General features: G+C 71.0%; 18 protein-coding genes. 7 read left to right on the top strand and 11 right to left on the bottom strand.

Annotated elements, in window-relative coordinates; genetic code table 11:
- Positions 1 to 171 precede the first annotated feature (171 nt).
- Positions 172 to 705 (bottom strand): aminoacyl-tRNA deacylase, encoded by a 534-nt coding sequence (locus BM339_RS46075; RefSeq protein ID WP_021596991.1) that lies wholly within the window; start codon positions 703 to 705, stop codon positions 172 to 174.
- Between the two features lie 380 nt (positions 706 to 1,085).
- Here BM339_RS46075 and BM339_RS46070 point away from each other — a divergent pair, with 380 nt between their 5' ends.
- A complete protein-coding gene (locus BM339_RS46070) occupies positions 1,086 to 2,546 on the top strand; it encodes a CCA tRNA nucleotidyltransferase (protein WP_021596992.1) in 1,461 nt (486 codons plus the stop codon).
- Positions 2,543 to 3,856 (top strand): adenosylmethionine--8-amino-7-oxononanoate transaminase, encoded by a 1,314-nt coding sequence (locus BM339_RS46065; RefSeq protein ID WP_083598574.1) that lies wholly within the window; start codon positions 2,543 to 2,545, stop codon positions 3,854 to 3,856. The genes BM339_RS46070 and BM339_RS46065 overlap by 4 nt, the downstream gene beginning before the upstream one ends.
- A 2-nt stretch (positions 3,857 to 3,858) precedes the next feature.
- On the opposite strand, the gene BM339_RS46060 is transcribed toward BM339_RS46065, so the two are convergent.
- The 5 genes from BM339_RS46060 to BM339_RS46040 all read right to left on the bottom strand — a co-directional run bounded on the left by BM339_RS46060 (position 3,859) and on the right by BM339_RS46040 (position 10,291).
- Positions 3,859 to 5,175, bottom strand: a complete 1,317-nt coding sequence (locus BM339_RS46060) for an MFS transporter (RefSeq protein ID WP_024936620.1) — start codon at positions 5,173 to 5,175, stop codon at positions 3,859 to 3,861.
- Positions 5,176 to 5,265: 90 nt separating this feature from the next.
- Entirely contained in the window at positions 5,266 to 7,035 is a 1,770-nt protein-coding gene (locus tag BM339_RS46055; protein WP_256255870.1) for an ABC transporter substrate-binding protein, read from the bottom strand.
- A 181-nt stretch (positions 7,036 to 7,216) separates the two neighbouring features.
- Positions 7,217 to 8,296, bottom strand: coding sequence for an inositol-3-phosphate synthase (locus BM339_RS46050; protein ID WP_075024952.1), 1,080 nt, complete (start codon positions 8,294 to 8,296; stop codon positions 7,217 to 7,219).
- Positions 8,297 to 8,368: 72 nt separating this feature from the next.
- Entirely contained in the window at positions 8,369 to 8,992 is a 624-nt protein-coding gene (locus BM339_RS46045) for a PadR family transcriptional regulator (RefSeq protein WP_021596997.1), read from the bottom strand.
- A 987-nt stretch (positions 8,993 to 9,979) separates the two neighbouring features.
- Positions 9,980 to 10,291 carry a hypothetical protein gene (locus BM339_RS46040; protein WP_143118866.1) on the bottom strand — a complete coding sequence of 104 codons (312 nt, stop codon included), beginning with the start codon at positions 10,289 to 10,291 and terminating at the stop codon, positions 9,980 to 9,982.
- A gap of 294 nt (positions 10,292 to 10,585) precedes the next feature.
- On the opposite strand from BM339_RS46040, the gene BM339_RS46030 reads away from it, so the two are divergent.
- The 3 genes from BM339_RS46030 (at position 10,586) to BM339_RS46020 (ending at position 17,616) form a co-directional block, all read left to right on the top strand.
- Positions 10,586 to 13,183 (top strand): transglycosylase domain-containing protein, encoded by a 2,598-nt coding sequence (locus BM339_RS46030; protein WP_083598573.1) that lies wholly within the window; start codon positions 10,586 to 10,588, stop codon positions 13,181 to 13,183.
- Between the two features lie 206 nt (positions 13,184 to 13,389).
- On the top strand, positions 13,390 to 16,062 hold the full coding sequence (locus BM339_RS46025) for a transglycosylase domain-containing protein (RefSeq protein ID WP_256255869.1): 2,673 nt from the start codon (positions 13,390 to 13,392) through the stop codon (positions 16,060 to 16,062).
- Between the two features lie 117 nt (positions 16,063 to 16,179).
- Positions 16,180 to 17,616: a glycosyltransferase family 87 protein gene (locus BM339_RS46020; RefSeq protein WP_244938806.1), complete on the top strand. Its 1,437-nt coding sequence runs from the start codon at positions 16,180 to 16,182 to the stop codon at positions 17,614 to 17,616.
- Between the two features lies 1 nt (position 17,617).
- Here BM339_RS46020 and BM339_RS46015 read toward each other — a convergent pair whose 3' ends face one another.
- Together BM339_RS46015 and BM339_RS46010 are read right to left on the bottom strand one after the other, a co-directional pair.
- On the bottom strand, positions 17,618 to 18,544 hold the full coding sequence (locus BM339_RS46015; RefSeq protein ID WP_075024947.1) for a MerR family transcriptional regulator: 927 nt from the start codon (positions 18,542 to 18,544) through the stop codon (positions 17,618 to 17,620).
- A 134-nt stretch (positions 18,545 to 18,678) separates the two neighbouring features.
- Positions 18,679 to 19,134: a hypothetical protein gene (locus tag BM339_RS46010; RefSeq protein ID WP_075024946.1), complete on the bottom strand. Its 456-nt coding sequence runs from the start codon at positions 19,132 to 19,134 to the stop codon at positions 18,679 to 18,681.
- A gap of 311 nt (positions 19,135 to 19,445) precedes the next feature.
- Between BM339_RS46010 and BM339_RS46005 the strand changes: the two genes are divergently transcribed.
- Complete coding sequence (locus tag BM339_RS46005) at positions 19,446 to 19,913, top strand: barstar family protein (RefSeq protein ID WP_075024945.1); 468 nt, start codon at positions 19,446 to 19,448, stop codon at positions 19,911 to 19,913.
- A gap of 4 nt (positions 19,914 to 19,917) precedes the next feature.
- On the opposite strand, the gene BM339_RS46000 is transcribed toward BM339_RS46005, so the two are convergent.
- From BM339_RS46000 to BM339_RS45990, 3 genes are all read right to left on the bottom strand, one after another.
- Positions 19,918 to 20,304, bottom strand: a complete 387-nt coding sequence (locus BM339_RS46000; protein WP_033334204.1) for a DUF4190 domain-containing protein — start codon at positions 20,302 to 20,304, stop codon at positions 19,918 to 19,920.
- A 201-nt stretch (positions 20,305 to 20,505) separates the two neighbouring features.
- Positions 20,506 to 21,273 (bottom strand): deoxyribonuclease IV, encoded by a 768-nt coding sequence (locus BM339_RS45995; RefSeq protein WP_075024957.1) that lies wholly within the window; start codon positions 21,271 to 21,273, stop codon positions 20,506 to 20,508.
- Positions 21,274 to 21,321: 48 nt separating this feature from the next.
- Positions 21,322 to 21,627, bottom strand: a complete 306-nt coding sequence (locus BM339_RS45990) for a hypothetical protein (RefSeq protein ID WP_021595781.1) — start codon at positions 21,625 to 21,627, stop codon at positions 21,322 to 21,324.
- 212 nt (positions 21,628 to 21,839) lie between these two features.
- Between BM339_RS45990 and BM339_RS50510 the strand changes: the two genes are divergently transcribed.
- The gene (locus tag BM339_RS50510; protein ID WP_177287937.1) at positions 21,840 to 22,007 is read left to right on the top strand and encodes a hypothetical protein; all 168 of its coding nucleotides are present in this window, start codon (positions 21,840 to 21,842) and stop codon (positions 22,005 to 22,007) included.
- Positions 22,008 to 22,070: the final 63 nt, after the last annotated feature.

Below are 22,070 nucleotides of genomic sequence, written 5' to 3'. Positions count from 1 at the left end.
GCGTTGGACCGTCCTCACGCCGCGCCCGCTCTCACTCCGCGTCCGCCCGGGGGCCGTCCGGCACCGTGCAGGCGGCTTCGGGACGGCGGGCATGGATTTCCCGCACCACGGCGTCGAGTCTAGATGCAGTGCCCCGCGCGCCGGGCCCCGCGCACCGGTTCCCGGGAAGGCTCAGGTGGCCGCGCGGTCGAGGTTCGGGGCGCGGGCGGGCGGCGGGGAGAGGAGGTCGGCGGGCTTGGCGTGGCAGAGCGCGAACAGGGTGCCGGCCCGGATGCCGAGCGCGGTGGACGCCTCGCCCGTCGCGGTGTAGACGACGTCGTCGGCGGGCAGCCGGTCGGTGAGGCGGTGGTCGATCAGCAGGGTCACCGAGTCCGGCAGGAGCAGCGGGCAGACGAGGCCCGCCGCGTACTCGGTGACGGCGTTGACGACGTCGGCGCGCGCGGGGCGGACGGTGCGGGCGCCGGCGGCGAGCCGCACGGCCTCCGCGGAGGGCCGCCGCCCGGCCGGGACGAGCACGCCGGTCAGGAAGGGCCGGCCGCGGGCGTCCTCGCAGGAGTAGACGCGCGTCACCAGGCACCGGTCCGCCGGGAGGCCGAGCGCCTTCGGCAGTTCGTCCGCGTTCCCCATCGCGACGGGCAGCCGCACGATCTCGTGCACGGCCTCCCATTCGAGCAGCGCGCGGTGGATGACGAGAGCGTCCTTCATGTTCGGCTCCATCCCGCGGGGGGTCTCCCCGCTCACACCCGGAACGTGGTTCGCTGTGTCCCCGTGCTTCGCACTCTGCGGGGGAAATCCCCACATACCCGAAACGACCGATCTAACCCGCGTCATACATCACGTAAAACCCTCACGATGCGCCTCATCCGCAGGTGCGGCGGACCGTGGCCTTTCGGATCCCGCTACCGTTGTCGTGCGGGGGGCTCTCCGGGTCGCGCAGGCGTCATCGGGGTGTCCGCAACGTAACCCGGGGATCGCGGCATGGGAAGGGCCACGTCCTCCTTCGGCCCCCGAAAGTACTCCCGCCCGAACCCCCGTGGATCGCCAGAAAGTCCTTTGTCAGCCCGTCAACCAAGGAAATACGCTCGATGGCCGTGCCTGACCAGAACGTGACCCCAGAGTCCTCGCGCCGCACCGCGATCGCCGAGCTGCTGCGCGGGATCGCGCCCGTGGCCGACGACCTCGGCGCCCGGTTCGCCGCGGCCGGTCACGAGCTGGCACTGGTCGGCGGGCCCGTCCGGGACGCGCTGCTGGGCCGTCCCACCAAGGACGTCGACCTGACCACCGACGCGCCGCCCGAGCGCACCCTGGAGATCATCCGCGGCTGGGCGGACGCGCACTGGACGATCGGCATCGACTTCGGCACCATCGGCCTCCGCAAGGACGGCGTCGAGCTGGAGATCACCACCTACCGCAGCGAGTCCTACGACCCGAAGTCCCGCAAGCCGGAGGTCTCGTACGGGACGTCCCTCGTGGAGGACCTGCGCCGCCGCGACTTCGCCGTGAACGCGATGGCGGCGCGGCTCCCCGGGCGCGAGTTCACCGACCCGTTCGGCGGCCTCACCGACCTGCGGCGCAAGGTGCTGCGGACGCCGGGCCTCCCCGAGGACTCCTTCAGCGACGACCCGCTGCGGATGATGCGCGGCGCCCGGTTCGCCTCGCAGCTGGGCTTCACCGTCGCCCCGGACGTCGTCCGCGCGATGAAGGACATGGCCGGCCGCATCGAGATCGTGTCGGCCGAGCGGGTCCGGGACGAGCTGTCCAAGCTGCTGTGCGGGGAGTACCCGCGGCAGGGCCTGGCGCTGCTCGTCGACAGCGGCCTCGCCGCGCACGTCCTGCCCGAGCTGCCGAAGCTGCGCCTGGAGATCGACGAGCACCACCGGCACAAGGACGTCTACGAGCACTCGCTGATCGTCCTGGAGCAGGCGATCGCCCAGGAGGAGGACGGCCCCGACCTCATCCTGCGGCTGGCGGCGCTGCTGCACGACATCGGCAAGCCGAAGACCCGCCGGTTCGAGCCGGGCGGCCGGGTGTCGTTCCACCACCACGAGGTCGTCGGCGCGAAGATGGCCCGCAAGCGGCTCACCGCGCTGCGCTACCCGAAGGACGTCATCAACGACGTGTCCCGCCTCGTCGAGCTGCACCTGCGGTTCCACGGCTACGGCACCGGCGAGTGGACGGACTCGGCCGTCCGCCGCTACGTCCGCGACGCCGGGCCGCTGCTCAGCCGCCTGCACAAGCTGACGCGCGCCGATTGCACCACGCGCAACAAGCGCAAGGCCGACCGGCTGCGCCGCACCTACGACGACCTGGAGGCGCGGATCGAGCGCCTGGCGCAGGAAGAGGAGCTGGCCGCGATCCGCCCGGAGATCGACGGCAACGAGATCCAGGAGATCCTCGGCATCACCCCCGGCCCGCTCGTCGGGCGCGCCTACCGCTTCCTCCTCGACCTCCGCCTCGACCGCGGCCTCATCGGCAAGGACGCCGCCGCCGACGCCCTGCGCGCCTGGGCCGCCGAGGAGGGCATCACCACCGGCGGCGACGCGTGATCCCGCTGCAGCTGGGGCGGATGAGCCCCCGCGAGGCCGAGCGGATCGCGGAGTTCGACCGCGAGCACATCTGGCATCCGTACGCCCCGATGCCCGCGCCGGTGCCCGCCCTGCCCGTCGTCTCGGCGGACGGGGTGCGGCTCACCCTCGCGGACGGGACCGAGCTGATCGACGGCATGTCGTCCTGGTGGGCGGCCGTGCACGGCTACAACCACCCGAAGCTGAACGCCGCCGTCACCGGGCAGCTCGGCAAGATGGCGCACGTGATGTTCGGCGGGCTCACGCATCCGCCGGCCGTCCGGCTCGCCGAGCAACTCCTGGAGATCACCCCGGAGCCGCTGACCAAGGTGTTCTTCGCCGACTCCGGCTCGGTGGCCGTCGAGGTCGCGATCAAGATGGCGCTGCAGTACTGGCGGTCGCAGGGGCGTCCGGAGCGTCGCAGGCTCCTCACCGTCCGGGGCGGGTACCACGGCGACACGTTCGGCGACATGGCCGTCTGCGACCCGGTGAACGGGATGCACCACCTGTTCAGTGACATCCTCGACAAGCACGTGTTCGCGCCGCAGCCCCCGCTCGGGTACTCGGCCGACCCCGACGCGGCGTACCTGGACGAGCTGTCCCGGCTGGCGGCCGAGCACGCGGGCGAGCTCGCCGGGATCATCGCCGAGCCGATCGTCCAGGGCGCCGGCGGCATGCGCTTCTACGCGCCCGAATACCTGAGCGCCCTCCGCGACATCGCCGACGAGCACGGCCTGCTGTTGATCCTGGACGAGATCGCCACCGGGTTCGGCCGGACGGGGGAGCTGTGGGGCTGCGACCACGCCGAGGTCGTCCCCGACATCATGTGCCTCGGCAAGGCCCTGACCGGCGGATACATGACCATGGCGGCGACGCTGTGCACCGACCGGGTGGCGCACGGCATCACGTCCGGCGAGGCGGGCGTCCTCATGCACGGGCCCACGTACATGGCCAACCCGCTGGCCGCCGCCGTCGCGTCCGCGTCCATCGACCTCCTCCTCTCGCGCGACTGGCGGGACGAGGTCGACACCATCGAGGCGACCCTGACCAGCGAACTCGACGGCGCCGCCGCGTTCCCGGGGGTGGCGGACGTCCGCATCCTCGGTGCGATCGGGGTGGTGGAGGCGCGGGAGCCGGTGGACGTCGCGTCCGTCCAGGAGACCGCCATGGCGCACGGCGTCTGGCTCCGTCCCTTCGGCAAACTGATCTACACGATGCCGCCCTACGTCTGCACCGACGACGAGGTCCTGCACATCGCCGCCGCGCTCCGCGCGATCGCCGAATCGCTCTGAGGTCAGCGCAGGGCGTGGGCCGGCCGGCGCATGCGGGACGCGGCCGTCCGGTAGGCGACGGCGCCCGCGGCGTAGGCGGCGATCACCGCGAGGAGGGTGACGGTGGCGCGGCCGTCCGGGGGCAGCCAGGTGGCGGCGGCAGCGGCCGCCGCGGCGAACGTCGCGTTGAACAGCATGTCGTAGACGGCGAACACCCGGCCCCGGTAGGCGTCCTCGATCCCCTCCTGCAACGTTGTGTCGACGCACAACTTCACGCCCTGTGACACCACGCCGAGCAGGAAGGCACCCGCCGCCCACGGACGTTCCGCGAACGGCGTCCCCAGAAGGAGCAGGCTCAGCGCCGCCCCGGCGAGCAGCCACGCCACCCACGCCTGCTTGCTGATCCGCCGCACCACCGGCGGCGTGATCAGTGCCGCCGCGAAGTACCCGGCGCCGGACACGCCCAGCATCAGCGCGAACGTCTCCAGCCCTCGGTCGGGGTCGTCGGCGAAGTGGTTCCGGCACAGCAGCAGCGTCATGATCAGGACGATGCCGTACAGGAACCGGTGGAACGAGATCGCGCCGAGCGCCAGCGCCGCCTGGGGCCGCCGCGCGATGTGCCGCGCCCCGTCCGCCAGCCCGTACAGGACGCCGCCGAGCGCCTCCACGGTCCGGGGCAGCTCCGCCCGCGGCGCCCCCGGCAGGGCGTCCTCGGCCGGGTGCGGACCGAGGAGCCGCCTCGGCAGCGTCGTCGCCGTCGCCCCCGCCAGCAGGAACAACGCCGCCGCGACCACGAGGATGGACGCCGTCCCGTCGTGCCCGGACCCGAACAGCCGCCGCAGCAGGTAGCCGACGCCCGCGCCGGCGAACGCGATGACCGTCCCGGACGTCACCGTGAACGCGTTCGCCGTCACCAGCTGATCCCGCCGCACCACGTGCGGCAGCGCAGCGGACAGCGCCGCGAGAAAGAACCGGTTGACCCCCAGCACGACGAGAACGCCGAGGAAGAACCCCAGCCCGTCCTGCCCCGCAGCGACGAGGGCCGCGACAAGAAGCACCAAGACAGCGCGCACTACAGGCGTCCACACGAGGATCTGCCGCCGCTGCCACCGGTCGATGAACACGCCCGCGAACGGCCCGAGAGCCGAGTACGGCAGCAACGTCACCGCGAACGCCGCCGCGGCCTTCGTGGCCGTCGTCTGCCGCTCGGGCGAGAAGAACACGTACCCGGCCAGCGCCACCTGGAAGACGCCATCGCTGAACTGCGACGCGAGCCGCGTGCCGTAGAGCCGCCGAAAATCCCGCCCCCGCAAGATCCCCCGCAACTCACCCGCTTCCACCCGATCACCCTACGTCCTCCCCCAACCCCCCAAATCCGCCCGCCGGCAGTTAGTGACGGGTGCCGGGCCGCTAGGCCCTGCGCCCGTCACTTACTGCAAAGACAACACCGTGTAGTCGTAGGCGGCGGTGGTAGGGAGGTAGCGGGCGTTGCGGACGCGGGAGGAGCGGAAGAGGGTCTGGGCGCGGTCGAGGAGGGGGACGATCGCGGCGTCTTCCATGATCTTCTGGTCGGCCTGCTGCCAGTAGCCGGCGGCGTGTTCGGCGTCGGGGGCGGTGAGGGCGGCGTCGATGAGGGCGTTGACCTGCGGGTTGTCGTAGCCGCCGTAGTTGGTGGAGTTCTGCCCGTAGGTGCGGCCGTCGAAGAGCGGCTGGACGATGGAGCGGCCGTTGTTGCCGTACCAGTCGGGCACCCAGCCGGGGGCGGCGATGTCCCAGGCGCCTTCGCGGGCGCGGGCGGGGACGGAGAGGGTGCCGGAGTAGAAGGAGCCGCCCGAGTCGGCGGTCAGTTCCGTCTTGACCCCGCAGGCGGCGAGGTTCTCGGCGATGGACTGGGCGATCAGCTTGTGGACGCTGTTCGTCCGGTACGGGAACTTCAGTTCGAGCCCGGAGTACCGCGTCTTGCCGAGCAGTTCGCGGCATTTGGCCGGGTCGCCGGACTCGCCGGGTGTCGGGTAGTGGTTCAGGGCGGCGTATCCGGCGTTGCCGGACGGGATCACCGTGTGCAGTGGCTTCGCCACCGACGGCCCGCCGACGATCTTGATGAGGGCGCTGCGGTCGATGGCGTACTCCAGGGCCTGCCGGACGGCCCGGTCGCCGAGCGCGCCGCCGTTGTTGGGGCTGCGCAGGTTGAAGACGAGGTAGGGGCTGTTGTTCGGCGTCTCCCTGATCGCGAAGCGCGGGTCGTCCCGCAGGTCCGGGATGGCGGACGTCGGGACGGGCTGGTCCCACGCGAGGTCGGCGACGCCCTGCTCGATCTGCTGCTGGACGGTCTCCGGCGAGTCCTGCCCGAGCGTGATCCGGATCTTGGCGACGTGGCGCTCGCGGAGGGGGTCGCTCGCCGCCCGCCAGGCCGGGTTGTGGGAGAGCACGTACGAGAGCCCCGGACGGTACTCGGTGATCTGGTACGGGCCGTTGGAGATCGTGTGCTGCCGGAACTCGGCGCCGTCCGGGACGTACGCGTCGTACTCCTTCGGCGCGGCGGCGGTGAACGGCAGCGACAGCAGGTTGAGGAAGTCGCTGGCGGGACGCTTCAGCTTGAACACGAGCGTCCTGTCGTCCTTGGCGCTGACGCCCTCGATGTCGTGGTCGCGCTGGTAGGCGGCGATCGCCCCGGCGTTCTTCGCGTCGACGGAGCCGAAGCCGCGGCAGAACTCGTCCATTCCCTTGAGCGTGGAGAGGTAGTAGCCCTTGCCGGAGGACGGCGACGCCGGGTTGCAGAGCCGTTCGAAGCCGCGGACGAAGTCGGGCGCGGTGACCGGGCGCGGCGGGCTCGTGTTCCACTGGACGCCGTCGCGGAGCCGCACCGTGTACGTGCGGCGGTCCTTGGAGATGTCGCCGTTCTCGCGCGTGGGGAGGCGGACGGCGACGTCGGGCCGGACGGGGATCGTCTCCTGGAAGTCGTTGGACGCGCGCGTTCCGAACAGCGTCCGGGCGAAGGTGCGCGCCAGCCCGTACGCGCCGACGCTGGACACCGACGCGGGGTCGAGGTGCTCGACGTCGGACGAGCCGATGACGCGGAGCGTGCCGCCCTGGCGGGAGGCGCCGTCCGCGGAGGCGTCGTCACCCCCTCCCGCGCACCCGGCGATCCCCATCACGAGGCCCGCCAGCCCCACCGTCACCTTGAACATCTCGCGTGCCATCACGTTCCCCACCTCGAAGCTTCGGCACCTGGCGCGCAGTAACCGGCGGTGTCACAGTAGGGCCAGAGCGTGACAAAGGGCCGGTACATCACCGTTTTCTCACAGAAGTAAGGACGCCCTGACAGTGGGATGTCCACTGCCAGGGCGTCCTTTGGGAACTTTGTGATCAGACTCTCAGGGCTCAGCGCTCCACGTCGCCGCGGATGAACTTCTCCACCGCGTCGTGCGCCTGGTCGTCGTTGTACTGCTCGGGCGGCGACTTCATGAAGTAGGAGCTGGCCGACAGGATCGGGCCGCCGATGCCGCGGTCCTTGGCGATCTTGGCGGCGCGGACCGCGTCGATGATGACGCCGGCGGAGTTCGGGGAGTCCCAGACCTCCAGCTTGTACTCCAGGTTGAGGGGCGTGTCGCCGAACGACTTGCCCTCCAGCCGCACGTACGCCCACTTGCGGTCGTCCAGCCACGGCACGTGGTCGGACGGGCCGATGTGCACGTCCGCCTTGGCCATCTCGTGCGGGATCTGCGAGGTGACGGACTGCGTCTTGGAGATCTTCTTGGACTGGAGCCGCTTGCGCTCCAGCATGTTCATGAAGTCCATGTTGCCGCCGAAGTTGAGCTGGTACGTGCGCAGCAGCTCGACACCGCGGTCCTCGAACAGCCGGGCCATGACGCGGTGCGTGATCGTCGCGCCGACCTGCGACTTGATGTCGTCGCCGACGATCGGCACGCCCGCGTCGGTGAACTTCTGCGCCCACTCGGGGTCACTGGCGATGAACACCGGCAGCGCGTTCACGAACGCGACCTTGGCGTCGATCGCGCACTGGGCGTAGAAGCGATCGGCCTCCTCCGAGCCCACCGGCAGGTACGACACCAGGACGTCCACCTCGGCGTCCTTCAGCGCCTGCACCACGTCGACCGGCTTGGCGTCGGACTCCTCGACCATGTCCAGGTAGTACTCGCCGAGGCCGTCGAGCGTGTGCCCGCGCTGGACGGTCACCCCGGTCGGCGGCACGTCGGCGAACTTGATGGTGTTGTTCTCGCTGGCGTGGATGGCCTCGGACAGGTCCATCCCGACCTTCTTGGCGTCCACGTCGAACGCCGCCACGAACTCGACGTCGCCCACGTGGTAGTCGCCGAACTGGACGTGCATCAGGCCGGGGACTCGCGTGTCGGGGGCCGCGTCCTTGTAGAACTCGACACCCTGGACGAGCGAAGAGGCGCAGTTGCCCACACCCACGATGGCTACGCGCACCGAACCCATCCGGTTGCTCCTTCTCTGTTGCGGAACATGTGGTGTTTCACCCGCCCCCGAAGGCGCCGGGCCGCTCGTTGTTCAGCGGCCCTCGTCCCGAGGCATGTCCTGATCAATTCGCTTAGCTGACTGTGCTTGCTGTTCCTGCTCGGCACGCTCGCGCCCGATGAGCTCGTTGAGCCACCGGACCTCGCGCTCCACCGACTCCAGCCCGTGGTTCTGCAGCTCCAGGGTGTAGGAGTCGACCCGCTCGCGCGTTCGCGCCAGGGCGGCGCGGACGCTCTCCAGGCGCTCCTCCAGCCGGCTGCGCCGGCCTTCGAGGATCCGCAGCCGGACGTCGGCGCGGGTGTGCGAGAAGAAGGCGAAGTGCACGCCGAACCCCTCGTCCTCCCACGACGCCGGACCGGCCTCGGTCAGGAGCTGCTGGAGGCGCTCCTTGCCGTCGGCGGTGAGCTTGTAGACGATCTTCGACCGGCGGCTCTGCAGTGCCAGTGGCGGGTTCGGCTCCTCCGGCCGGTCCTCCATGATCAGCCCGTTGGCGAGCAGCTGCTTGAGGCACGGGTAGAGCGAGCCGTAGGAGAACGCGCGGAACATGCCCAGCAGGGCGTTGAGCCGTTTGCGCAGCTCGTAGCCGTGCATCGGGGACTCGTGCAGCAGCCCGAGCACGGCGAGCTCCAGCACGCCCGCGCCCTTCTTGGCAGCCATCCCGGTCCCTCTTCCGCAGAGCCGATGTCTCGATCCGATGTATCGAGCGAATGTATCGGCTCGATACATCGACAAGATACGTAGCCCGGCCCCTCCTGGCAAGTGGCGATCTACCTGGGGCGGCTCGGCGGGGCCGCGGTCCCGCCTCCCGAATGCGGCGAATTCAGGGTGTATGTGGCGGAAATATGTCAAAGTTGCGCAAGGCGCTATCGGCCACGTCGTACGTACTCAGGAACGGGGACCCGAGCCCCGAGCGAGAGACGAGTAAGGAGGATCCGCCTACTCCGGGGGCGTTGACCGGCCGAAACGTACCTTCGCCGTGCACGCGCTCCCCCCGCTCACCAGCCCGCACAGTACTCTTCGGACGGCGCACGAGTCGCAACAAGGCCGGGGAGCCACCCCCGGCCCTCGGCAACACCCGTTGTCCCCTGTTGATGAGGTCGCGTGAGTAATCCAAGCCAGCCCCGACCGGAACCCGGGTCGCAGAGGCCGGGCGGGCAGCAGAACCCCCGTCCCGGCGACTCCGGCGAATCCGGCCTTCCGGGTGCCCACCGTGAGCCCGCCGGGTCGAACCCGGCGGGTCCGTCCGGCATGCCCCAGAACCCCGGCCCGCCCGGCCCGTCGGAGAGCCCCGGCTTCATGGCCGGCTCCTCCGGCCCCGCCGCGTCGCCGGGGCCGCTCGGCGGCACCGCGCCCAATCCCGCGCTCCCGTCCCCGCCGTCCAGGGGCCGCCACGCGGCGCAGCCCCCGCCCGCCGACCCGGGCCCGATGGGCACCCCAGGCCCCCAGGACCCCCCGCTCGGCGGCCCGAGCGCCGGCGGCCACGACCCGCTGGCCGGCCCGCTCGGCGGCCCGGCTGATCAGGGTGCGTTCGGCGGTTCGGGCGCAGGCAACGCCGCGGGCGGCCAGGGGCCGCTCGGTGGCCCCGGTGACCAAGGTGGGTTCGGCGGCCCGAGTGGCTCAGGCCCGATGGGCGGCCAGGATCCGCTAGGCGCCCCGCTCGGTGGCGTGGCCGATCAGGGTGCGTTCGGCGGTCCGAGCGCCGGTCCTGCCGCAGGCGGTCAAGGTCCGCTGGGCGGTCCCGGTGGCTCCGGCCCGATGAGCGGCGATCCGCTGGGCGCCCCGCCTGGTGGCGCGGCTGAACAGGGCGGATTCGGTGGTCCGGGTGCGGGTGGTGCCCCGGGTGGCCAGGGTCCGCTTGGCGGCGGTGACCAAGGTGCTCTTGGCGGTCCTGGGAACTCGGGGCCGATCGGTGGACGGGAGCCGCTGGCCGGTCCGCCCGGCGGGGTGCCTGATCAAGGTGCTTTCGGTGGTCCGTTCGGTGCTCAGAGTGGTCCCGGCGGCGGTGCGCCTGGCGGTCAAGGGCCGCGGGTCGGGCCGGGTGAGGCCGCTCCCTCTGGCCCCAGCGGTTCTGGGGCGCTTGTGCCTTCGAACGGGCCCCGGATGGGCAACGCGCCCGGCGGGCCGGGTAACTCGGGGACGCCTAACGGCCTTGGCATGGGGGGCGTTCCGGGCGTTCCGGGTGGACCGGGTGGACCGGGTGGACCTGGTGGGCCAGGCGGGCCCGGGGCGTTCGGTGCGCCGGGCGGAGGTATGGCCGGGCCCGGGATGGGCGCCCCGGCGGGGTTCGGTCCCGCGCCGAAGCCCGGGGTGAAGGAGAAGCTCGGCGAGCTCGGGAAGATCGGGCAGGACCTCGGTTCGAAGGTGACCGCGAAGTTCCGCGGTGGTGGGGTGCGCGCGGCCAACCGGTCGACCGGCCCCGGAGGCCCCGGCGGACCCGCAGGGCCCGGCGGGCCCGGGGGACCTGGCGGGCCCGGGGGACCTGGCGGGCCCGGGGGACCTGGCGGGCCCGGGGGACCTGGCGGGCCGGGCGGGCCCGGTCCGCAGGGGCCGCCCGGGAAGAAGGGGTTCCTCGGGCATCTCCGGTCCCGCGAGACGGGGTGGCGGCGGTTCATCCCGTCCTGGAAGATCGTGGCCGGGGTCTCCGGGCTCGGCATCGCGGCGTTCGTCACGCTGATCTGGGTGGCGTACGCGAACACGCCGACGCCCAAGGAGCCGACGGTCGCGGGCGTCGAGGACCAGGCGTCCATCTTCTACTTCACCGACGGCGTCGAGATCGGCCGGATCGGCAAGAAGCGGCAGAGCGTCGAGCTGAGCAAGGTGCCGCCGCACGTCCAGAACGCGGTGCTCGCGGCGGAGAACCGGAGCTTCCGCACCGACCCCGGGTTCTCGATGAAGGGCACGACGCGGGCGGTGTGGGACAACCTGACCGGCGGGTCGGGCGGCGGGTCCACGATCACCCAGCAGCTCGCGAAGAACTACTACTCCGACCCGAACAACCGGACGGTCAGCCGGAAGTTCAAGGAGCTGTTCATCTCGCTGAAGCTGGAGGACGAGCACTCCAAGGACGAGATCCTCAAGCTCTACCTGAACACGATCTACTTCGGCCGCGACACCTACGGCATCCAGGCGGCGTCCCGCGAGTACTTCGGGACGGACGTGTGGAGGCTCCGGCCGGACCAGGCGGCGCTCCTCGGCGGCATCATCCAGAACCCGAACCGGGACCCGGGCGACAAGGCCAACCAGGCGTGGACGACCGCGAGGTACCAGTACACGCTCAAGGGCATGGTCTCGATGGGCAAGCTCAGCCAGGCCGAGGCCGCCAAGTACATGCAGCGCCTGCCGAAGATCAATAAGGCCGGCACCAGCGACCAGCTCTACGGCGGCCAGCGCGGCTACATGCTGATGCGGGCCAAGGAGGAGCTCCGCCGGCTGAAGATCGCCGACAAGGAGCTGACGACCAAGGGCCTGCGCGTCTACACGACGTTCGACCGCAAGAAGATGGCGATGGCCAAGCGGGCGGCCGAGCGCACGGTCCCCCAGGTGAACCCGAAGAAGCTGGCGAAGAAGAAGATCCGCGTCGGCCTGATCTCGGTGAACACCGCGAACGGGGAGGTCGTCGCGTTCTACGGCGGTCCCGACTACCTGGACCAGTCCTTCAACAACGTGTGGCAGGGCTCGGCGCAGGCGGGGTCGGCGATGAAGCCGTACGTCCTCGCGACGGCGCTGAAGCAGAACTACAGCCTGAAGAGTCTCGTGGAGGGACGGTCGAAGACACCGATCGGCCCGGAGGGCAACGTGGTGTCGAAGGACGACCCGAACGCGGTGATCGTCCCGAACAGCCATGACGTGGGCCCGGCGATCAACCTGGTCAAGGCGACGCAGGACTCGGTGAACACCGCGTTCATCCAGCTGATGGGCAAGGTGGGCATCGAGGAGGTCATCAAGACCGAGACCGACGCCGGCATCGAGTCCGAACTGCTGAAGCCGCACGCGTGCTGCCTGAACCTGGCGCTCGGCGTCAACAACATCCGCCCGGTCGAGCAGGCGGCGGGGTACGCGGTGTTCGCCAACGGCGGCGTGTACCACCAGCCGCACGTGATCCGCACGGTGAAGGCGTCCGACAACAAGACGGTCCGGCTGAAGCCGAACTACGAGAAGCGCCGCGTCTTCAGCCCGAAGGTCGCCGCGGACGCGACGTACGCGATGCAGCAGGTCATCCGGGGCGGTACCGCGACGGCGGCGGCGCTGCCGGACGGGCGCCAGGCCGCGGGCAAGACCGGCACGACCGACCGGAACGTCTCGTCGTGGTTCGTCGGGTACGTCCCGCAGGTCTCGACGGCGGTGACGATCTTCAACGACTCGGTGGGGCCGGACGGGAAGAAGAAGTCGGTGATCCTGCCGGGGATCGGCGAGGTGGAGGGCGGCACGATCCCCGCCCGCATCTGGCGGTCCTACATGGCGAACGCCGTGCAGGGCATGGAGCCTCAGGCGTTCCCGCCGCCGGTGTGGGGCGGGATCGTCCAGAAGTGGGCGAAGCCGCCGGAGAAGAAGAAGGACAAGCGGCCGCCGTGGTGCGACAGCCCGATCGGCCGGTTCGATCCGCGCTGCCAGGGCGGCAACGGCAACGGCGGCGGTCCGGGCGGTCCCGGCGGCGGCAACCTGCCGCCCTGCCAGTCGCCGTTCCAGAACGGCAACTGCGACCCGAACAAGCCGCCGAGCAACCCGCCGCCGCGGTGGTGGTGCCAGATGCACCAGGGCGACCCCGCCTGCCGGAACAGGCGGGGCGGCCGCGAGGCCGAGACCGAGAGTCTGCGCCCGCTGTCCCTGCTGTCGAGACCGCCGGAATGAACCGGCGGACCCTCCCGAGCCGAACCGTCCAGTGGAGATTGGGGGTGTGACATGAAGCATCTTCGTGAATTGCCGCACGCCAGCGGTCATGACCGTGTGCGTCCGTCCGCTCTGGGGGAGGCGAGCCTCGCCTCATCGCCCCCCGCGGCTCCGGGGGCACAGTACGCTCGGACGACGCACAGCCGTCCCCCAGTTGATGAGGCCGCGTGAGTAACCCAAGCCGATACGGACCGGACTACGGAGAGAGCCCCGGCCGGAGGGGCGCCCCCCGCCCCGGCTCATCCGGCGCGCCCGCGGGCGGGCAGCGCGGCGGGCCGGCGGGCTCGCCGACCCCCGGCCGCACGCCGGCGCGCCCCGGCGGCAGGCCGGGCGGGCGCGGCGGCCCCGCGCGGGCCGGTGCCCCCGGCGGCGGCGCCCGCCGCCGCGGTGCGCCCGCGGCGATGCGTTCCGGCGGCGCGGGCCGTCCCGTCAAGCGCAACGGCCCCGGCGGCCCTGGAGGCCCTGGAGGCCCCGGTGGGCCCGGCGGGCCCGGCGGCGGTGGCGGCGGCGGGGACGACGGTTTCTGGGGCGGGGACGACGGCGGACGGAGAGGCCTCAAGAGGAAGAAGCGGGCCGACGGCGAGGCCAAGACCGGCTGGCGGCGGTACGTCACGAACTGGAAGATCGTGGTCGCCGTCATCAGCGTGATGATCCTCGGCATGGCCACGCTCACCGTGGTCGCGTACGCCAACACCCCGCTCCCGACGCAGGCGCAGCAGGCCGCGCTGCAGAAGGAGTCGCGGATCACCTACAGCGACGGGTCGACGCTCGCCCGGATCGGCACCCACCGCGATCCCGTCCCGCTCAAGGAGATCCCGAAGTTCGTCCAGGACGCGGTGCTCGCGGCCGAGGACCGCGGCTTCTGGCACGAGCCCGGCATCTCCCCGGCCGGTATCGCGGGCGCGCTGTACCGGGCCGGGACCGGCGGCGGCGTCGCGGGCGCCTCGACGATCACCCAGCAGCTGGCCCGGAACTACTGGGCGAACCTCAGCCAGGACCGTACGGCCAGCCGCAAGATCAAAGAGATCTTCATCTCCATCCGCATGGGCAAGGAGATGGAGAAGAGCGAAGTCCTGGAGCTGTACCTCAACACCGTCGCGTTCGGGCGCCACTCGTACGGCATCCAGGCGGCGTCCCGCGCGTACTTCCGCAAGCCCGTCAACAAGATCAACGAGTCGGAAGCGGCGATGCTCGCCGCGATGATCCAGCAGCCCTACTACTTCCGCACCCGCGGCCCGGAGTCGCACCCGGCCAAGAAGGCGCTGGTCGACCGCTGGAACTACGTCCTCGACGGGATGGTGAAGGAGGGCTGGCTCGACCAGTCCAAGCGCGCGGCGGCGAAGTTCCCGCTGACGCAGGAGGACTGGAGCGACGCCCCGGACGACCCCAACGTCGGCTACCTCCAGGACCGCGTGATCGCCGAGCTCAACGCGCTCGGCATCGACCAGCGGATGCTGGACCAGGGCGGCCTGCAGATCAAGACCACGTTCGACAAGCGGCTGCAGCAGTACACCAACCGGGCCGTCGCGCAGATCAAGAAGGAGAACCGCCTCGGCAACGACATCAAGTTCGGGCTCGCGGCGGTCAACCCGGCGACCGGTGGGGTGGTGGCCGCCTACGGCGGTCCCAACTACAAGAAGTCGCAGTTCGACAACTCCTTCCAGGGCCGGGTGCAGCCGGGCTCGTCGTTCAAGCCGATCGTGCTCGCCACGGCGCTCGACCAGGGCATCAGCCTGAAGACGACGATGGACGGCAGCTACAAGCGGAACATCGCCGGCGCGACCTTCACCAACGACGCCCGCCACGAGAACGGCGTCTACAACCTCAAGCAGATGACGGCGATGTCGATCAACACGGCGTACGTCGAGCTCGGGCAGAAGGTGGAGCTGGGCAACGTCGTGGAGATGGCCAAGAAGATGGGCATCCCCGCCAGCACCCCGAGCCTCAAGGACGACATCACGTCCCTGCCGCTCGGCGTCATCGACACCACCCCGGTCACGATGGCGTCGGTCTACTCGACCTTCGCGGCGGGCGGGAAGCACCGCGACGCCCATGTCATCGAGGAGATCAGGCGGAGCGACGGCCAGCCGATCGTGAGCAGCAAGACCCACAAGGTCGTGAACAAGAACCCCTGGGGCAAAAAGGTCACGCAGGCGTTCTCCGAGGGCGTCGCGGCGGACGCCACGTCCGCGATGCAGGCGGTCGTCCAGTCCGGTACGGGTACCCGCGCGAGCCTCGGCTCCCGTCCGGTCGCCGGTAAGACCGGTACGACGGACGAGAACAAGTCGGCCTGGTTCGTCGGCTACACGCCGGAGCTGTCGACGTCGGTGGCCATGTGGCGCGAGGACAAGAACCAGCAGCGCAAGTCGCTGATCGGTGTCGGCGGCTACAACCAGGTCTACGGTGGTACGGTCCCGGCCGAGCTGTTCAAGACCTTCATGCTGAAGGCGCTGGAGGGCAAGGACATCACCCAGTTCCCGCCGCCGGTCAACGGCGGCGAGATCGCCCCCTGGGCGAAGGCGCGGCCGCAGCCGACCACGTCGCCGACGCCGACGCCGTCCAACACGCCGACCTGCCAGCCGGGTCAACAGCAGGGCCAGCAGCCGGGCCAGCAGCCGGGCCAGGGCTGCGAGTCGCCGCAGCCGGGACCGTCGAGCACGCCGACGATCAACCCGCCCGGCGGTCAGGGTCGGCCGTGCACCGAGGCCGAGTACAACATGCCGCTCAACTGCAACCCGGACCTTCCCCCCAACGGTGACAAGTCCTGGTGGTGCGCGAAACCCGAGCATCAGAACCACCCGGCCTGCCGGAACGAGAACGACAACCAGAACGGCACCTAGCCGCGGCGTCGACGGGACGGCCCGGAGCCTTCGACGGCTCCGGGCCGCCCCGTTTTCGATCACGGAGACCGGTCCGTGTTGATCGCCCCCGGGGCGGGACCAATAGTCTTGCTGTCCATGTCGTCGTCTACCGAAAGGGTCGCGATGTCCGCCGACGGCGACCCGGCGGAGGGACCGGGTCGGCTGAAACGGCTCGTCCCGGTGCTGGCGGGCCTCACCGTCCTGGTCTGCCTGCTCGGCCGGCTGCAGAAACAGCCGTGCGCGTCGGTGCGGTTCGACTTCCTGAAGACGACGGAGAACGCCTGCTACACCGACATCTATCCGCTCTACTACGTGCGCGGGCTCGCCGACGGGAAGATCCCGTACTTCGACACGTTCACCGGCTCCGACATCCGCTACGTCGAGTACCCGGTGCTGAGCGGCGGCTTCATGCAGCTGGCCGCGTGGCTGGTGAAGCCGTTCGGCGCGGACGGGCGCGGGATGGCGTTCTTCAACGTCACCGTCCTCCTCCTCGCCGTCCTCGCGGTCGTCGCCGTCCTCGCCACCGCCTACGTCGCCGGACGGCGCTCGCTGCGCACCGGGCTGATGGTGGCGCTGTCCCCCGCGCTGCTCCTCACCGCGTACATCAACTGGGACCTGCTCGCGGTGGCGCTGTCGGCGCTGGCGCTGGCCGCGTGGTCGGCGCGCCGCCCCGCCCTCGCCGGGGGCCTGCTGGGGCTGGCTATCGCGGCGAAGTTCTACCCGCTGCTGTTCCTCGGCCCGCTCGTGCTGCTGTGCGTCAGGGCGGGGCAGTGGCGCCCCATGGGACGGATGCTCGCCGGCACCGCCGCCGGCTGGCTCGCCGCCAACCTCCCCGTGATGCTCTTCGCGTGGGACGGCTGGAAGGAGTTCTACACCTTCAGCCAGGGACGCGGCATCGACTGGGGCTCGATCTTCTTCGTCCTCCAGAACCACGGGCTGGAGAAGCCCGCGACCGACACCGACCTGCTCAACCTCCTCGGGACGGGAACGTTCCTCGTCCTCGCCGCCGGGATCGCCGTCCTCGCCCTGACCGCGCCGCGCCGGCCGCGCGTGCCGCAGCTGATGTTCCTCGTGCTCGTCGCGTTCATGCTGCCGAACAAGGTCTGGTCGCCGCAGTACGTGCTGTGGCTGCTGCCGCTGGCGGTGCTGGCGCGGCCGAAGCTGCCCGCGTTCGTCGTCTGGCAGCTCGGCGAGATCGCCTACTTCTTCGGCATCTGGTGGTTCCTGCTCTCGGTGTCCGGGCAGACGCCGGGCGCCGACCTGGCCGGGACGATGTCGGCGGTGCTGAGCCTGGACGCGCCGGAGGGCGGCATCAGCCAGGACGTCTACTCGCTGGCGCTGCTCGCCCGGTTCACCACCGTGCTCCTGATGGCGGCGCTGGTGGTGTGGGACATCCTGCGCCCGTCCGGTGACGCCGTCCGGGCGGACGGCGTGGACGATCCCGCCGGCGGCGTCCTCGACGGGGCGGTCGACCTGGTGTCGCTGGGACGCTGGCGCGGTGCCCACCACGCCCGCGTCCCGGTGACACCCTGACTCAGGCGCGCAGCGCCTCGATGAACCACTCGAACGCCGGCGTCAGCGTCGGCGGGACGGGCCAGCCGTTGATCACGGCGAGCAGCTGCCAGTACCGCTCCGCCCGCCGGTCGTTGCCGATCTCCATGCGGGCCAGCAGCTCGCGGTGGAAGGCGGCGTCGTCGGTCGCGCCGGACGCGTCGGCGTAGGCGCGGGCCAGCTCGTCCACGATGGGGCGGGCCTCGTCCGCGTCGGGCGCGATCCCGTCGGCGAGGGCCTGCCCGGCCTTCTCCACCGTCAGGTCGGCGAGGCGTCGCGGGTCGTCCGGGACGGTCTGCCGTCCCATCTCGGCGGCCTGGAACTCGGCCATCCGCCGCACCGACGCCCGGAAACCGGGGTCGCCGACCAGTTCGGCCAGCTCCACCCAGGCGTCGACCTGCTCGGGCTCGGGGTCGTCCGGCAGGTCCGGCAGGGCGGCCCGCATCTTCTCCGCGAAGCCGGGGTGGACGTCGAGACCGGCGAACGACTCGTCGATGAAGTCGGTGATGATGCGCCGCCGCTCCTCGTCGGACAGCCGGGCGAGCTTGTGCATGAGTTCGATCTCCTCAGGGTTCGATCCGCGTTTCGCCACCGCCCGCAGCACGGCCCGGCGCAGCCGGAGCGTGCGGATCTGCACGTCCAGCGCCTCCGCGTGCGCCGCCGCGACCTCCCCGACGCCGACCTCGCGGTCCAGCACCCGCCGGACGGTGCCGAGGTCGACGCCGAGGTCGCGCAGCGTCCGCACGAGGTCGAGGCGCGCGGCGGCGTCCGCGTCGTAGAGCCGGTAGCCGGCGTCGGTGCGGCGGGTGGGCGGCAGGACACCCGCGTCGGAGTAGAACCGGATCGTCCGCACCGAAAGCCCGGTGCGCCGCGCCAGCTCCCCGATCGTGTACACGGTGTCGCCTTCCATGCCCCTCACCCTGGGGCCTCCAGCCACTGGAGACTCAAACCCGGATTCATCATGCCCGCGGAAGCGCGCGCGGGAGACGCATGGCGGAGGCCCGTCCGGCAGGATCGCCGGGACGGGCCTCCGGGGGTGCGGGGTCAGCCGTCGTAGGCGGGGTCGGCGACCGTCGGGGTGGTGCCTTCGCGCCGGGCGCGGCGGACGTCCTGGACGAACTCGCGCGAGAACATCGCGGACAGGGTGGCGACCCCGCCGCGGTGGACGCGGATCTCCCCGTGCCGGATCTCGCCGGTGACGCGGACCGTCCGGCCGCCGCCGTTCTCGCCGGTCCAGTCCTTGACCCGGCCGCGGCCGGTGTAGCGCAGGTCCCAGTGGTCGATGCGGGCGTCCTGCGGGACGAGCAGCTTCACCATCGCGTGGTCGAGGCCGACCTCGACCTCGATGTCGCCGTCCGGGATGCGCGGGGACCGCAGGTCGAGGACGACCATGCCGCGGCGGGCGCGCACCTCGAAGCGGCGGTCGTCCGTCCAATGGCCGAGCTTCCTGACGGTCTCGTAGTGGGCCTGGACGCGGGTGGCGGTGGGCGTGGTGTTCATCTCTGTGTTCCTTCCGGAATCGGGCAACTACCTCGCTCCGAGAGTTACTCTGAAATTGAGCATCTCTTGAATCGAGAGAATACGGAACGACGAGAGACGCTGTCAAGGTCGGGAAATCGGCGCCGCTCAGCGCGTCATGGGCGGGACCGCGTCGGGTGCCCGTGCGGCGATCGCCGGGCGCTCCGGCGGCCGTGGCCGGAACGTGCCCATGTTGGGGGATTTTGCGGCGGATGTCCGGGAAATGATCGCCGCGGGCGGGTCGACCCGGACCCCGCGCGCCGCAGGAACGCACGACACTGCCGGGAGATGACGTGGACGCGAACCAAGCACTGACCGAGCTGCTCGCGGGACGGCTGGAGCCGGGCGTCTACCAGTGGCGGACGCCGCCGGTGCCGGGCGCGGTCGGCGACACGAGCTGGATCGGCAGGGCCGAGGAGGCCGGCTGGCGCGGCTTCTACCTCGACGGACGCCGCGCGCGGACGGAGGAGTCGTTCCTGCGCCTGTGCGGCGGCGCTTTCGAGCTGCCCGAAGGGGCGGGAACCGGCTGGGACGACCTCGGCGAGTACCTCAAGGACCTGTCCTGGACGCCGGCCAAGCACGGCTACATGGTGCTGTACGAGTCGTGGGCCGAACTGGCCGACACGGACCCGGCGTCGCTGCGCGCCGTCCTGGACGTCTTCGCCGGAGCGGTGAAGGCCTGGCGGGACACCCCCACCCCCATGACCGTGCTGATGTCGAGCGTCGGCGTGGAGGTGGCGGGCGTTCCCCGGCTCGCCTGAACGGTCAGTACGTGCTGCTGGTCGCGGCGCCGCTGCCCACGATCATCGCCCACAGGCCGATGTAGAAGATCCAGAAGATGATCCATCCCGCGGACACGATGTAGCCGAGGACGAGTCCGGCGACGGCCATGCCGTGGCCGCCCTCGCGCGTCCGCTTGATCTGGTTCAGCGAGATGTGCCCGAAGATGACCGCGAGGATCGACGTCAGACCGCAGGCGAAGAAGCCGATGAGCCCGCACACCAGCGACGCGGTCGCCATCCCGTTGGTCGGCGCGGTGGCCGGCACCGACGACCCGTAGTAGTGGTGCTGGACCGCGGGCTGCTGTGAGTAGGACTGGGCGTAGGGGTCCTGCGCTCCATAGCCGTAGGGGTCGTAAGGGGGCTGTGCCATGAGCATCCCGATCGGTCTGCGCGCCCGCCGCCAGAGTGGACACGCGTGCGCTGAGGGCTGGGTTCCGGATTATGCCAGTGTGACGTGACCTTCGGATTTTGTCGTCCGGCTTGACCTACGCGGTTTCCGTCACGACCCGTTAGATGCCGTGCGCGGCACGGTGGTTCCCCACCCTGGGCGAAGATCCATCCGGCGGCCGCGTCAGATCTTCGACCGCAGCCACGCGATGTCGTCGGACTGGCCCGCCGCCGGCGTCTCCACCACGACCGGGGCGTTCGCCGCCCGGACGACACCGAGGATCAGCTCGGGATCGATGCTCCCGCTGCCGAGGTTGGCGTGCCGGTCGGCGCCCGACCCGAACGCGTCCCGGCTGTCGTTGCAGTGCACCAGGTCGATGCGGCCGGTTATGGCCTTGATCCGGTCGACGGCGTCGACGAGCTCCTCCCCCGCCGCGTGCGCGTGGCACGTGTCGAGACAGAAACCGATCTTGCCGTCCAGCCCCGGAACGCCGGACAGCACCTCCCACAACCGGGCGATCCGGTCGAACTTGCGCGCCATGGCGTTGCCGCCGCCCGCGGTGTTCTCGATGTAGACCGGAATCGGACACTCGACGCGCTCGAACACCTTGCGCCAGTTCTCGAAGCCGGTCTCCGGGTCGTCGTCCTTCAGGACGTGCCCGCCGTGCACGATCAACGCCTTCGCGCTGATGGAGGCCGCCGCCTCCAGCTGCTGCGTGAGGTTCTTGCGGCTCGGGATCCGGATCCGGTTGTTGGACGTGGCCACATTGATCGTGTACGGAGCGTGCACGTAGACGTCCACGCCGGAACCCGCCAGCGCCTCGACGCCCTCCGGCAGGACGGGCTTCTTCCACCCCTGCGGATCGCCCAGGAAGAACTGGACGACGTCGGCGCCGACCGCGCGGGCGTTGTCGAGCGGGTTGTTCTGGTCGACATGGGCTCCGATGCGCATGCCCACGAGCCTAGCCGCGCACCACGACAGCGCGGGCGGGCTCCGCGGTCAGAGGGAGAACCCGCCGTTGCTCAGCGCGAACCCGGCGCCGATGAACGCGGCGATCATCCCGATCACGTTCAGCCAGCGCTCGTTCGTCGTCGCCGACACCATCTGGGAGTACAGGGCCAGCGGCAGCCCGATCGTGCCCAGCACCGCGCCGAAGAAGTGAGTTTCCGGGATCCACCCGAGGACCAGGGCCGCGAGCCCGACGGTGACGGACGCCAGAGCGAGCACGTCCTGCATCCGGTGCGGCTGTGACTCGGCCTGCGCGCGGGCGGCGGACGGCCGCGAGCCGGTCGCCTCCTGTGGCATGGACTCCTCCTCGTCAGCTGATGGCCCCCGCGCCTGGGGCGCACGGTGAGCGCGGGACCGGACGGACCATGTGGGTAAAGAAATGCCCAGCCGAGCAAGAGATCAACCGGCGGGGGCGCGCGATTAATGTCGGCGGCACCCGGTACGGTCGAACATGGATTCGAGAACACCGGGCTCGGGTCCGCCCGGGGGAGGAGCAGGAGGTGCACACCGTGACGAAATCGGAGCTGGGGCTCATCGGTGACGCGGAGCTCGTCGAGGAGCTGTCGCAGCTGACGACCCAGGCCGCCCGCATGCGCGCCCGCATGGCCGACATCATGGCCGAACTAGACCGCCGCCGCTGCGCCCGCCGACCACCCCACCCAACCCCCACCCGATGACCCACGCGCCATCACCGTTCCGGCAGGGGCGGTACGAGCCGGTTCACTCCGTTCCGCTGGCGC

This window comes from Actinomadura madurae, from assembly GCF_900115095.1.
Classification (GTDB): Bacteria; Actinomycetota; Actinomycetes; order Streptosporangiales; family Streptosporangiaceae; genus Spirillospora; species Spirillospora madurae.
The sequence above is the reverse complement of the archived record's forward strand: the minus strand, read 5'-3'. Positions and strand labels throughout refer to the sequence as shown.